Source organism: Streptomyces laurentii (assembly GCF_040635425.1).
Classification (GTDB): domain Bacteria; phylum Actinomycetota; class Actinomycetes; order Streptomycetales; family Streptomycetaceae; genus Streptomyces; species Streptomyces laurentii.
The window spans coordinates 37,494-49,842 of sequence record NZ_JBEYHT010000048.1 but is presented as its reverse complement, the minus strand read 5'-3'; the positions used below and the strand labels follow the sequence as shown (position 1 = coordinate 49,842).

The window sequence follows — 12,349 nt, the reverse complement described above, 5'->3', positions numbered from 1 at the left end:
TCTAGGTTACGGCTGGTGGAGCCACCTGCGGCATTCGACCGAGGGGCAGCCGCACCTCGCGTGATCGTCCTGCCAAAGCTCCAGCTCAGCCAGTCCCTCCAACGGAGCTGCACCCGTCTCCGATGAGCGTACTGTCCAAGCTGACGCGGACCGCTTCCTGCCGGCGACGAGCGCCCGCCTGGCCTGCTCCAGGTAGGTGTCCTCCGCGGTGTGCTGGTACATGCGTGCCAGCGGGAGCGCCGCTCCACCCACGCCCCTGGTCAGGTCGGCGCTCTCGCGGGGATGCTCGGCCAGCGCGTCGGCAACCCGTACGGCCACGTGCTCGGCCCGGCGCAGATAGCCGGCGTCACCCGTGCGGAGGTGGAACCCCAGCAGGGAGATGCCGATGCCGGGCAGGCCCGTGAACAGATCGAGCCCCGAGGGCAGTTCACGGGTGCCGAAGCGGTCGAGCAAGTCGGTCGCCTCGTCGCGGCGGCCGAGCAGATCCAGCACCGTCGCGATGCCGTGCAGCCCGTCGAACAGCCCCAGCGGCGCGGTGGCGGCCCGGCGTACCGAGGCCTTCTCCAGCCACTTGATCCACTCGTCGTCGACGGACTGGCCGGTGGCGTGCAGCGCGTACAGGACACCGGCGGCGCCGTTCTGCACGTCGATCGCCCCGTGGGGCGTGGTACTGGCGGGGGCGCCGGGTAACAGCCGGTCGCTGCGCCGAGGAGTGGCCGAGGCACGGATTCCGGCGGCGAGCAGTCGTGTCTGTTCGTCCGGGGTCGAGAACTCCCCCGGTACTAAGACATGTGCCCGGGTAGGAAACCACACGTCTCCACATGAGTCACGTGGTCACTTCCTGCCGCGTCCTAAACCGTCCTTCGCACGGCCCTGGGCTGCGGGGGAAGGGGCGGCAAGGATGGAGCCCATGTATCTCGTGCACGCCCGACTCCGAGCCCCTGACGGGGCAGAGCCGTCCGCCGAGAGGGTACCCCTGTTCATGTGCTGCGGCCGCGAAGGCGAAGGGCTGGAGCACGTCAGCGTCCACTCCGACGCCGCCGGCGGCCCGGTCGTGGGCCTCTATCTCACCGCGCCTTCCCTCGCCGTCGCGGAACGCGGCGCCCTCGCGGTCTGCCGTCGCGCGCTGTCCACGCACTCCGAGTTGGAGGGGTTCGCCGTGGTCTCCTGCGGCGCGGTGCTGGTGCCGCAGTACTGGGACCGGCTGACCCTTCCGGACGAGAGCGGACGGACCGCACCCCTGCGCGGTCCGTCCCCCCAGGAATCCACACACCCGTTCTGACGGCATGCCGGAAAGCGGGCACACGGAGTCGGCTGGAGGGCGCCAGACGGCAGCAGGGCCGCGGCCGCGCCGCCGTCCACGGCGAGGCGGGCGCCGGTGATTCCCGCACCTCCTTCGCTGGGCCGTGCGCGGGCGGGATCCCTGGGGCTCAGGGCACGCTGACGCCGAGCGGGGTGAGGACACGCGCGGTCTCGTGCGGGTCGGCGGCGTGCATGGCGGCGACGAGGGCCGCGGCCCCGCCGGGCCAGGCCGCGGCCGCCGCGTCGAAGGCGGTACGGCGGGACTCCAGCGGCCCCTTCTTGCCGGGCAGCGTGTCGAGGACCCGCAGGGCCCGGGCCGCGGCCGGCACCTCGCCCGGGGCCACGGGCTCGCCGCGCTCGCGCAGCGTCTCCTCCGCCCGGGCGCCGGTGACGGGGTGGGCGAGAACGCCGCGCAGTACCCCGGCGGGGGCGTCGGACAGGTCGAGGACGTCGAGCAGCGTGCGGGTGGCGGCGGCGTCGGAGGTGCCGCGGTTGACAGAGCCGACGGCGCCGAGCAGCGCGGACCAGGCCACGTCGCCGTCGCCGTGGGCGCGCAGCCAGTCGGTGAGGACCCGCCGGGCGGCGGCCCGCGGCCAGCCCGCGGCCGCGGCCGCCAGGGGGGCCGCGTCCCAGCCGTCCGTCTCCCCGGCGCCGGGCACCACCACGCCGCGGACCGCGAGCAGGTAGCGGACCACGGCGCAGCCGCGCGGGGTGAGCCCGAAGGCGTCGCCCCGCCGGAAGACGAGACCGGTCGCGGCGAGCCGGTCGACGACCGCGGCGAGCGCGTGGGCCGGCGCGTCGAGCCGGGCGCGGTCGGTGGCGTTGACGCCGGGCGCACCGAGCAGGCGGGCGAGTTCGCCCGCGGTGGGGGTGGTGTACGCGGGTGAGGCGGGCAGCGGGACGCGCACCGGCGCGTCCTCCAGGGCGGGGTCGACCGTCCAGTCCTCGAACTCGGCGGCGCGGCGGGCCACCGACTCGGCGGAACAGCCGCGCTGGTAGAGCGTGTAGAGCAAGTGGGCGGCCTCACTCCCGTACGGCACGGTGTCCGGGGCGGCGTCCGCCCCGGTGAGGGCGTCGACGGCGGCGGCGAGCAGATCGGCGTTCCGTTCCACGTCCGCTTCCCCGCCCGCGTCCGGGTCCGACCCCACCCCCTCCGCGGCCGCCGCCTCCGGGTCCGACTCCATGAGTCCGAGCGCGGGCGGCGGGAGCGGCACGGCGGCGTCCCCGTAGTAGTCCAGGTGTTCGCCGAGCAGCGCGTCGGCGAGGTCGAGATGCGGGAGGTCGTCCGGTCCGGGCGCGAGGTGCGCGTACTCCCCCGCGAGCCCGTCGGGCAGCCCGGCCGCCGTCCACCGCCCGAGGAGCGCGTGGGCGACCGTCCCGATGCCCTGCGCCACGTCGTGGTCGGCGAGGAGCGGCCCGGCGGCCGGGGCGTGCTCGGCGTCCCGGACGTACGCCCGGGTCAGCACCTCGGCGAGGACGACGTCGGCGACGGCGGTCCGCCCCACGAGGTCGGCCCGCCGCAGCCCGTCGGGCACCGGCGGCCGGTCGAGCCGGGCCAGCCACGCCCGTACGGCTCCGGGGTCGTCCGGGTCGGTGCCGTCGGCCCGCAGCAGCCGCGCGTACCAGCGCGGCCAGGTCAGGTTGCCGGGATCCGCCATGGCCCGCTCGAAGTCCGCCGCGGTCCGCCCGACGGCCGCCTCGACCCGGGCCCGCCGGTCGCCGTCGAAACGCCCGGCCAGCGCCCGCACCACCGCCGGATAGGCGGCCCGTTCCGCCGGCTCCGCCCACACGAACGCGGGCAGGTCCTCCACGAGCACCAGCCGCACCAGTTCGGGTGTCGGCTCCGGCACCCCGCTCGCCCGGTCCGCTCCGCGCAGCGCGAGCAGTCCGAGCACGGCGTCCACGGCCCTGACCGCTCCCGGCCCCCGGAACTCCGGGCTCGCCTTCAGGAACGCGTCACGACCGGTGTTGGTGAGCACGATCTCGGCCACGCTTCCCAGCGTAATTCGGGGCGGAGCGGCGCGCGGCGCGGACGGCGGGCGGTGCGGCCGGGCGGGTCATACGGGCCACCCGGCCGAATCGACGGGATGGAGCGGATCGAGGGGCGGCCGGCGGCGCAGCTGGCGGACGACATAGGCGAGGTGCTGGCCGTGGGCGGTACGGGCCCACACCTCCGGATTGCCCGCGCCCTCCGGCCCCCGCCCCTCGGCGCAGGCGCGCAGCCAGCGCTTCGGCTCGCTGTCGGGGGCCGCGTCGAAGTCCTCGGTCTCGACGAGTTCCCTGGCCATGGCCCGTACGGCCGCGGCATGGTCCGCCCCGCGCGTCGGCACGCGGCCGAGCAGGAAGGCCCGCTCGCCGGTGAGCCGGAGCAGGCCCCAGGGCGGGCCGTCGGGGATGACGCGCGGCTGCCGGAGGCCGCGGGGGTGGGCGGCGGCGTAGTCGCCGTACACGAGGGGCAGGCGGCGCCCGTCGGCCGTGGGGGCGACCGCGTGCCACAGGTCCCAGTCGTACCGCTCGGCGTCGGCGAAGGGTGCCCCGTAGCCCACCACCGCACCCTCCGTTCCGGGGCAGGCGCCGGCCAGGACGGTCACGGTCCGCCAGGGGTGGAGCGGGCCGAGCCGGGCGAGGGCGTGCAGCGCCCGCTTCTCGGCGAAGGCGAGCTCGCCGTCGTCCTGGACGGCGCCGAGGTCGAGCAGCAGGTCGAGCGGAAGGCGGTCCCCCGTGACCCGTTCCCCGCGCGCGATCCGTTCCAGCAGGCCGTGCAGGCGGGCGGCGAGCCGGGTGTCCCCGGGCGGCTCCGGGACGACCCGTATCCCCATCCCCCGTCCGCCGCCGCACGCCCGGGCGGCCTCGACGCAGGCCGTCTGCTGCCAGCCGGGCCGCTCCACGCCGGTGACGGGGCGCAGCGAGGTCCCCGGCAGGACGTCGCGCAGCGCGGCCGCGACCCGTGCCGCGGCGCGGTCGGTCTCGCGGCAGCCGGTGTCCGCCCAGGCCGGTCCGGTGCCCTGGGTGCGGGCGAGTTCGGCGAGGAGCCCGCGCAGCGGGACGCGCGGCCCCGCCGGGTCGGGCGGCGGGACGGTCCACAGGGGCGCGACGGCCGCGCGGGCGGTCGTCGCGAGTTCCCGGTACGCCGTCAGTGCGCTTTTCCGAGTGGGCAGTACGGGTATGTACGTCGGCTGGTGCGTCGGCTGGTACGTCGGCTCGGCCATCGGCTCCCCCAGCGCCCTCGGCAGGTGCCCTGTTCAGCAGGGTGAGGCCGGGAGGCCGGGTCGGGAAAGGGTGCCGTTTCGGCCATGCTCGGACGGGGTCGCGGGAGCAACGGGCCGAGCTGTGCGGGGCGGCCGGGGACCCGGGAACGCCGGTGGCGGGTGCGTTGTCAGTGGGGTGCGCTTCACTGGATCCATCACTCTCCGTAATCGAGATCGGGGGAATCGTGACGGAACGTACGACGTATGTGTCCCTGGCCGGGCTGCGCGACCGCGGCTGGAGCGACGCGATGATCGCCGCGCTGCTCGGGCAGGCCGATGTGCAGGGCCGGGATCCGCGGCGCTGGTCGCTCGCCCCGGTGCGGCTGTATCTCCTCGCGCGGGTCGAGGCCGTGGAGCGCACTCCGGAGTTCGCCTCGTCGGCCGCGGCGGACCGCGGCTGGGCCGCCTCGCTGGCCGCGGCCGAGCGCCGGCGCAGGGCCGTGCTCGCGTCGATCGGCGCGGCGCCGATCGACGTGCCGCGGATCCCGGCCACCGAGCTGGCGCGGCGCGCGGTCCGGCACCGGCATCTGCTGGAGCCGCACGGACCGGGCGGGCCGGGCGGGGTGACCGCGGGTGCGATGGCCCGCTGGCAGGTCGGCTACCTGCGGTACGCGATGACGCGGTACGACAGTCTGCTCGACGGACTGTACGGCGACACCGGCCGTACCGAGGCCGAACAGCTGCTGCGGCGCCGGGTGTACGAGGCGATCGCCGCGGCGTATCCGCATCTGGCCCAGGAGTGCCGGCGCCGGATGGGGGACGTACGGTGAGCCGCCGTCACGGGTGGCCGCGGGAGCGGTGGGCCGCCGAGCCCAAGCCGGCAGGGGCGAGGGTCGGGCAGGTCAGCGCCCGGCTCGCACGGCTCACGACCGTCATGGCCGTCATGGCCGTCATGGCCGTCATGGCCGTCATGGCCGTCATGGCCGTCGTGACCGTCGTGACCGTCATGGCCCTCGCGTTGCCGGGGGCGTACGGCGCCTGGCCCCCGGCCCCGGATCCCGCGTGGTGCGCGGAGCCCGGGGCCAAGGGGCGGCCGGGTGGCTCAGTGGGCGTGGGCCGCCTTCGCCTCCCGGGTCTCGGATATCTCCTCGGCCGGCTCCATCGGTGCCGTGACCGTGTCGTCGTTCCGGTGCTTGCCGATGTGGTTGAACACCAGGTTGAGCGCGACGGCGGCGACACAGCCGGTGGAGATGCCGGAGTCCAGGATGATCTGCGCCGTCTCCGGGAAGGCGTGGTAGAAGTCCGGCTTGGTGATCGGGATGATGCCGACGGCCAGCGAGACCGCGACGATCAGCACGTTGTTGTCCTTCTCCAGACCGGCCTTGACCAGGGTCTGGATACCGCTGGCGGCGACCGAGCCGAAGAGGACGACGCCCGCGCCGCCGAGCACCGGCCGCGGGACGACCGAGATCAGCGAGGCGGCCACCGGCGAGAGGCCCATGAGGACCAGGAAGCCGCCGCCGCAGGCCACCACGAAACGGCTGCGGATGCGGGTCATCGCGACCAGACCGATGTTCTGGGCGAAGGCGCTGCACATGAAGCCGTTGAACAGCGGGCTGAGCGCGGAGCCGAGGGTGTCGGCGCGCAGCCCCGCCGCGATGGTCTTCTCGTCGGCGGGCCGGTCGACGATCTCGCCGAGGGCCAGCATGTCGGCGGTCGACTCGGTCATCGAGACCAGCATGACCACGCACATGGAGACGATCGCGGCGACGGCGAACTGCGGGGCGCCGAAGTGGAAGGGGTTCGGGAAGCCCACCAGGCCGGCGTCTCTCACCGGGCCGAAGTCGGTCACGCCGAACGGGATGGCGATCAGCGTGCCGAGGACCAGGCCGACCAGGACGGCGATCTGCTTGAGGAAGCCCCGGGTGAAGCGGCGCAGCAGCAGGACGACCACGAGGGTGATGCCCGCGAGCGACAGATAGGTGGTCGAACCGTAGTCCGCGGCCTTCGGGTCGGGACCTTGCGCCCAGCCGAAGGCGACCGGGAGCAGCGAGATGCCGATGAGGGTGATGACGGTGCCGGTGACGACCGGCGGGAAGAACCGCACCAGCCGGGAGAACCAGGGCGCGGCGAGGAAGCCGAGGAGTCCGGCGACGATGATCGCGCCGAAGATCACGGGGAGGGCGTCGGCCTTGTCCTTCGTGGTGTCGACGATGGCGAGCATCGGGGCGACGCCGGCGAAGGTGACGCCGTTGACGAACGGCAACCGTGCGCCGATCTTCCAGACGCCGAGGGTCTGGAGGAAGGTGGCGAGTCCGGCGGTGAAGAGGCTGGCGCCGGTGAGGAAGGTCAGTTCGGTGGCGGAGAGGCCGACGGCCGCCCCGACGATCAGCGGCGGGGCGACGACTCCCGCGTACATGGCGGCCACGTGCTGCAGGCCGCTGGTGAGCATCTTCACGGGGGGCAGGGTCTCGTCGACCGGATGCTTGGTCCGGTCGCCCTCGGGGGCGGAGCCTGTGTCGGGTGCGTTGCGAACCTGGGCGTTGGCGGCCACGGCGGTCCTCCGGTCGGTGACGCGTCGGCGGTGACGCGGATGTCAGGGAGGTGGTGCGTTGCGATGCGCGGTGCACGAGGTGCGGCTCGTTGCGGGGTGCTGCGAAGGGTGGTGCGGTCGCACGTCGGTGAGGTACCCGCGCCGCGGGCGACGACATGCCGACGGAGTGTCCGGTGGGGATGCGGACACGGGTGCGCCGGTGCCGGGGATGCCGTCCGCGTTCGACGTACGGCACCGCCCGGCACGGCTGCCGCGGACCCCGCTCGGGTCCGTGACGACCGGTCGGGGACCGTCCTCCTCGACCGGACTCTCTCGGGTGGGTCAGTCCTGTCCCGCGATACGGGCCAGGCGCCGCGCCTCCGTGCGCGCGTCGCGCGCGATGCGGTCCTCGTCGGCGGTGAGCATCCGGTTGTTCTCGACGATCTGCCGGCCGTGGACGAAGGAGGCGGTGACCGGCGCCGGCGGGCCGAGGACCAGGGCGGCCACCGGGTCGGCGATCGACGAGTGGCCGAGGCCGTCGAGCTTCCACAGCACGAGGTCGGCGAGTTTGCCGGGTTCAAGGGAGCCGATGGCGTCGGCGCGGCCGAGCACCCGGGCGCCGCCGTGGGTGCCGAGGCGCAGTGCCTGCCGGGCGGTGAGCGCGGCCTCGCGGTGCGGGCCGAGGCGGTTGACGAGCAGCGCGTTGCGCAGTTCGGTGTGCAGTTCGCCGGACTCGTTGGAGGCGGTGCCGTCGACGCCGAGGCCGACCGGGACGCCCGCCCGGAGCATGTCGGGGACGCGGGCGATGCCGGCGGCGAGACGCGCGTTGGACGAGGGGCAGTGGGCGACGCCGGTGCCGGTGCGGGCGAAGGCGGCGATGTCGGTGTCGTTCATATGGACGCAGTGCGCCATCCACACGTCCGAGCCGAGGAAGCCGGTGGACTCGAAGTAGTCGGTCGGGCCCATGCCGAACAATTCGTGGCAGAACTTCTCCTCCTCCACCGTCTCCGAGCCGTGGGTGTGCATCCGCACGCCGAGCCGGCGGCCGAGCGCCGCGCCCTCGCGCAGCAGTTCGGTGGAGATGGAGAAGGGCGAGCAGGGGGCGACGGCCACCTGGGTCATGGCGCCGAAAGAAGCGTCGTGGTGGCGCCGTACGGTCTCCTCGGTCGCGGCGAGCGCGCCCTCGGTGGTCTCGACGGCGAAGTCCGGCGGCAGCCCGCCGTCCCGTTCGCCGCGGTCCATCGAGCCGCGGGCGAGGGTGAAGCGGACGCCGAGGTCGCGGGCGGCGCCGATGATGGCGCTGGACAGGTCGCCCGTACCGCGCGGGTGGATGTAGTGGTGGTCCATGGCGGTGGTGACGCCGCCGCGGGCCATCATCGCCAGCGAGGCCTCGGCGGCCGTCCTGACCATCGGCTCGTCGATCCGCGCCCAGGTCGGGTAGAGCGCGACCAGCCAGTCGAAGAGGTTGTGGTCGGTCGCGAGGCCGCGGGTGAGCCACTGGTAGAAGTGGTGGTGCGTGTTGACGAGGCCCGGCGTGACCAGATGGCCGGTGGCGTCGATCCGCCGGTCCACGTCCGCCAGTCCCTCGGGGGCCGGTCCGGCGCCCAGGGACTCGATCCGCTCGCCGGCGACGACGAGATGGCCGGTGGCGTACTCGGTGCCGGCCGTGTCCACGGTCGCGATCGCCGCGTTCTCGATCACGATCCGCCGGGGTGGTGCCGAAGGTGCTGCCATCGCTGTTCTTCCTTCGCTCCAGGGGGACGGTCGGATACGGCGGGCCCCTGCGGGGTTCCCTGCCGATCGTGCCGGGTGTGCGAGGCCCCGGCACCCGCTCAGGGGGTGTCGAATGTTGGGGCGGTCCGGCGGGGCCGGGTGCCGAGGTGATGGAAGAACAGGTTCAGCAGGACGGCGACGAGCGCGCCCGCGCTGATGCCGGAGCCGAGCACGGTCTGCGCCCAGGCGGGGAATCCGGCGTAGAAGGTGGGGGAGGCGAGCGGGATGATGCCCGCGCCGAGCGCGACGGCCACCAGGATGATGTGGGAGCTGTCGTCGAGACCGGCTTCGGCGAGGGTGCGGATCCCGCTGACGGCGATCGAGCCGAAGAGCACGATGCCCGCGCCGCCGAGGACCGGCATGGGGACGAGGGAGACGACCGCGCCGAGCACCGGGAAAGCGCCGAGGACCAGCAGGGCGCCGCCGGCGACGGCGACGACGTACCGGCTGCGCACCCGGGTCAGCGAGACCACGCCGACGTTCTGCGCGAAGGCGGAGGTGGGGAAGCCGCCGACGACGGGGCCGAGGAGGGTGGCGAGGCCGTCGGTGCGCAGGCCGCGGGTGAGGGTGCCGCCGTCGCTGGGCCGGTCGCAGATCTCGCCGAGGGCGAGCATGCCGGCGCTGGACTCGGTCATCAGGACCAGCATGACCAGGCACAGGGAGAGGATCGCGGCGGGGTGGAACTCGGGGGTGCCGAAGGCGAAGGGGGTGGGCAGCGCGGCGATCGGCGCCTCCCGCAGGGCGGTGAAGTCCGCCATGCCGAAGGGGACGGCGGCGAGGGTGCCGGTGAACAGGCCGAGCAGCAGGGCGACCTGCTTGACGAAGCCTCTGCCGAAGCGCTGGAAGAGCAGGATGACGACGAGGGTGAAGGCGGCGAGCGCCAGGTACTTCATGGAGCCGAAGTCGGCGGCGTTCTTGTCGCCGCCCTGGGCCCAGCCCACCGGGACGGGCATCAGGGTGACCCCGATGAGGGTGATGACGACGCCGGTGACGAGCGGCGGGAAGAAGCGCAGGAGCCTCCCGAAGAAGGGCCCGATGGCGAGGCAGAAGACGCCCGCGACCATCACCGCCCCGTAGATGGCGGCGAGTTGGTGCCCCTTGGTGCTGGTCTCGGCGATCGCGAGCATGGGCGCGATGCCGGCCGAGGAGGCCGCGTTGACGAACGGCAGACGGTTGCCGGCGAAGCGGCCGAGGCCGAGGGTCTGCAGGATGGTGGCGCAGCCCGCGATGAGCAGGCTCGCGGCGATGAGCCGGGTCATGCCGCCCACGTCCAGGCCGACGGCCTGGCCGATGATGAGCGGCGGGGTGACGACCCCGGCGTACATGGCGGCGATGTGCTGGAGCGCCGCGGGAAGGAGCCGCGAGGCGGGGAGTTTCTCGTCCACCGGGTGGCAGCCCGGGGCGGACGGGGAGACGGAACACGGGCCTTCGGCGGGTGCCGGCCCTTGTGCAGGCTGAGCCATGGGATGTTCCCTCCGGTCTGGCGGGCCCCCGCCCGGCTGCGGGACGGGCGGGGGCACGCTCAGGGCCGCTTAGAGGTTGGTCATGTCGACCGGGATCTGCGCCGTCGCGCCGTCCCTCAGGACGGTGGCCTCGATGAGGCCGTACATGCGGTCGGCGGCGTAGTAGACCTCGTTCTCGTTCTTCAGGCCGAAGGGCTCGAGGTCGACCAGGAAGTGGTGCTTGTTGGGGAGCGAGAAGCGGACCTCGTCGATCTCCGCGCGGTGGGTGATGATCCGCGTGGCCATCTGGTAGAGGGTCTGCTGGAGCGAGTACGAGTACGTCTCGGCGAACGCCTCGAGCATGTGCTTCCGCGTCTGCTCGTAGGACCGCTCCCAGTTCGGCATCCGCTGCTCGTCGTCGGTCCAGTTGAACCGCCAGCGGCCGGAGACCGTGGTGGCGAGGATGCGGTCGTACGCCTCCTGGAGGGTGGTGTACTTGTCCTTGATGTAGCCCCAGAACTCCGAGTGCGTGGAGTTCATGACGACGAGGTCCTTGAGGCCGGAGACGACCTCCCACTTCTCGCCGTCGTAGGTGATCTGGGTGACGCGGGTCTCCTGCCCCTTGCGGACGAAGGAGTGGTTGACCTCGTCGGCGCCGATGAAGCGGGAGTTGGCGTCGGAGCCGGCGATGCGCTCCCAGGCGTACTCCTCGATCCGGATCCGGGCCCGGTGGATGGGCTCCTGGCTCGTCACGAAGTGCCGGGCGAGGTGGATGCCGAACTGCTCGGCGGACTCGATGCCGTACTCCTTGGCGAACGCGAAGACGGTGTTCTTCGTCGTGTCGGTGGGGAGGCAGTGGGCGTTGGAGCCGGTGAGGTGGAGGTCGGAGAGGTCGCCGGAGAGGGCGACGGAGACGTTGAGGTCCTTGATGTGGTGGGTACCGCCGTCGCGGGTGATCTTGACGACGCGGTTCTCCGCCTTGCCGTACTGGTTCTGGCCGAGGACCACCGGGTGGGAAGGGGATGTCATGGTCTGCTAGCTCCCTCGGTAAACGGAGTAGCCGAACGGATTGAGCAGCAGCGGTACGTGGTAGTGCTCGCCCGGGACGACGGCGAACGTGATCGCCACTTCCGGGAAGAAGACACCGGCCGCACCACTGTCCCGATTCGCGGGGGCGTCCTGCTGCGCCTCGGCTTGCCTTTTCTGCTTGCTCAGGAAGTACGCCTCGGTTTCGAAGCCGAGCCGTACGTGAGTCGTGCCCACCGGCAGGGCCGGGAGGTCCTTGCAGCGCCCGTCGGCGTCGGTGGCGGAGCCGCCCAGGGCGGCCCAGTCCCCGCCGGAGCCGGCGCGGGCCGCGAGCGTGATGGCGACGCCCTCGGCCGGGCGGCCGATGCTGGTGTCCAGGATGTGGGTGGACACGGAGGCGGTGTCGTCGGTGCTCATCAGTTCGATTCCTCGGTGTGTACGAGACGGGTCAGCCGGATGCGGTTGATCTTGCCCAGTTCGGTGCGGACGATCTCCCGCTCCCGCTCGGGCGAGTTGCCGATCCGTTCCCGGATCGCGTCGCGCATCTGCGCACCGGTCCGGCCGGTGGCGCAGACGAGGAAGACATGACCGAACCGCTCCTGGTAGGCCAGGTCGAGTTCGAGCATCTCGGCCTTGAGCTCCGCGGAGGCGCCGGCCATCCCGCTCTGTTCACGGGAGGAGGTGGGGTCCCCCGGCTTGGGTCGCCCGATCGGCGGATGCCCCGCCATGGCCTCCGCCAGGTCCTCGTCCGTCAGTTCGGCCGTGGCGGCGTCGCTGGCGAGAAGGAGGGCTTCGGCGGAGGTGTACGGGCGCTGGGCGAGGATCCTGCTTCCCCACGCCGAGCTGGCGCACACCTCGTGGAGCGCGGCGATCGCGTCGCCCTCCGCCGAGGTGTTGAACCGGGTGAGGCCCGGTGTCGTACCTGACGTCACGGGATGCCTCCGTGGCTGTTTTTCGCTGTGCGTCGGACGGGCTGCGGATAGCTAACGCCCTCCGCAACACAACGTCAACAGTTTGTTGAAAAGTTGGTGACACGAAAGCCGCCACCCCGAAACATGGGCGACGGCTTGTGGTCACACAAGGCT

General features: G+C 73.2%; 12 protein-coding genes. 2 read left to right on the top strand and 10 right to left on the bottom strand.

Annotated elements, in window-relative coordinates:
* Positions 1–6: 6 nt before the first annotated feature.
* Complete coding sequence (locus ABZ693_RS25965) at positions 7–645, bottom strand: glycoside hydrolase family protein (protein WP_359881738.1); 639 nt, start codon at positions 643–645, stop codon at positions 7–9.
* A gap of 337 nt (positions 646–982) precedes the next feature.
* Here ABZ693_RS25965 and ABZ693_RS25960 point away from each other — a divergent pair, with 337 nt between their 5' ends.
* Positions 983–1,282, top strand: a complete 300-nt coding sequence (locus tag ABZ693_RS25960) for a hypothetical protein (protein WP_359881735.1) — start codon at positions 983–985, stop codon at positions 1,280–1,282.
* 148 nt (positions 1,283–1,430) lie between these two features.
* Here the strand turns inward: ABZ693_RS25960 and ABZ693_RS25955 are convergent, their stop codons facing one another.
* Together ABZ693_RS25955 and ABZ693_RS25950 are read right to left on the bottom strand one after the other, a co-directional pair.
* Complete coding sequence (locus ABZ693_RS25955) at positions 1,431–3,293, bottom strand: hypothetical protein (RefSeq protein ID WP_359881732.1); 1,863 nt, start codon at positions 3,291–3,293, stop codon at positions 1,431–1,433.
* A 66-nt stretch (positions 3,294–3,359) separates the two neighbouring features.
* Positions 3,360–4,511 carry a beta family protein gene (locus ABZ693_RS25950; protein ID WP_359881730.1) on the bottom strand — a complete coding sequence of 384 codons (1,152 nt, stop codon included), beginning with the start codon at positions 4,509–4,511 and terminating at the stop codon, positions 3,360–3,362.
* Positions 4,512–4,735: 224 nt separating this feature from the next.
* Between ABZ693_RS25950 and ABZ693_RS25945 the strand changes: the two genes are divergently transcribed.
* Positions 4,736–5,320 carry a hypothetical protein gene (locus ABZ693_RS25945; protein WP_359881727.1) on the top strand — a complete coding sequence of 195 codons (585 nt, stop codon included), beginning with the start codon at positions 4,736–4,738 and terminating at the stop codon, positions 5,318–5,320.
* Between the two features lie 7 nt (positions 5,321–5,327).
* Here the strand turns inward: ABZ693_RS25945 and ABZ693_RS25940 are convergent, their stop codons facing one another.
* The 7 genes from ABZ693_RS25940 to uraD all read right to left on the bottom strand — a co-directional run bounded on the left by ABZ693_RS25940 (position 5,328) and on the right by uraD (position 12,196).
* Positions 5,328–5,498: a hypothetical protein gene (locus ABZ693_RS25940; RefSeq protein ID WP_359881724.1), complete on the bottom strand. Its 171-nt coding sequence runs from the start codon at positions 5,496–5,498 to the stop codon at positions 5,328–5,330.
* Between the two features lie 94 nt (positions 5,499–5,592).
* Positions 5,593–6,942: a nucleobase:cation symporter-2 family protein gene (locus tag ABZ693_RS25935; RefSeq protein ID WP_359881787.1), complete on the bottom strand. Its 1,350-nt coding sequence runs from the start codon at positions 6,940–6,942 to the stop codon at positions 5,593–5,595.
* A gap of 423 nt (positions 6,943–7,365) precedes the next feature.
* Positions 7,366–8,757 carry an 8-oxoguanine deaminase gene (locus ABZ693_RS25930; RefSeq protein WP_359881722.1) on the bottom strand — a complete coding sequence of 464 codons (1,392 nt, stop codon included), beginning with the start codon at positions 8,755–8,757 and terminating at the stop codon, positions 7,366–7,368.
* 98 nt (positions 8,758–8,855) lie between these two features.
* Positions 8,856–10,259 carry a nucleobase:cation symporter-2 family protein gene (locus ABZ693_RS25925; RefSeq protein WP_359881720.1) on the bottom strand — a complete coding sequence of 468 codons (1,404 nt, stop codon included), beginning with the start codon at positions 10,257–10,259 and terminating at the stop codon, positions 8,856–8,858.
* 69 nt (positions 10,260–10,328) lie between these two features.
* On the bottom strand, positions 10,329–11,267 hold the full coding sequence (pucL, locus tag ABZ693_RS25920) for a factor-independent urate hydroxylase (protein ID WP_359881717.1): 939 nt from the start codon (positions 11,265–11,267) through the stop codon (positions 10,329–10,331).
* Positions 11,268–11,273: 6 nt separating this feature from the next.
* Positions 11,274–11,681, bottom strand: a complete 408-nt coding sequence (uraH, locus tag ABZ693_RS25915) for a hydroxyisourate hydrolase (RefSeq protein ID WP_359881714.1) — start codon at positions 11,679–11,681, stop codon at positions 11,274–11,276.
* Positions 11,681–12,196 (bottom strand): 2-oxo-4-hydroxy-4-carboxy-5-ureidoimidazoline decarboxylase, encoded by a 516-nt coding sequence (gene uraD, locus ABZ693_RS25910; protein ID WP_359881711.1) that lies wholly within the window; start codon positions 12,194–12,196, stop codon positions 11,681–11,683. Before uraD ends, uraH begins: the two co-directional genes overlap by 1 nt.
* Between the last annotated feature and the right edge of the window lie 153 nt (positions 12,197–12,349).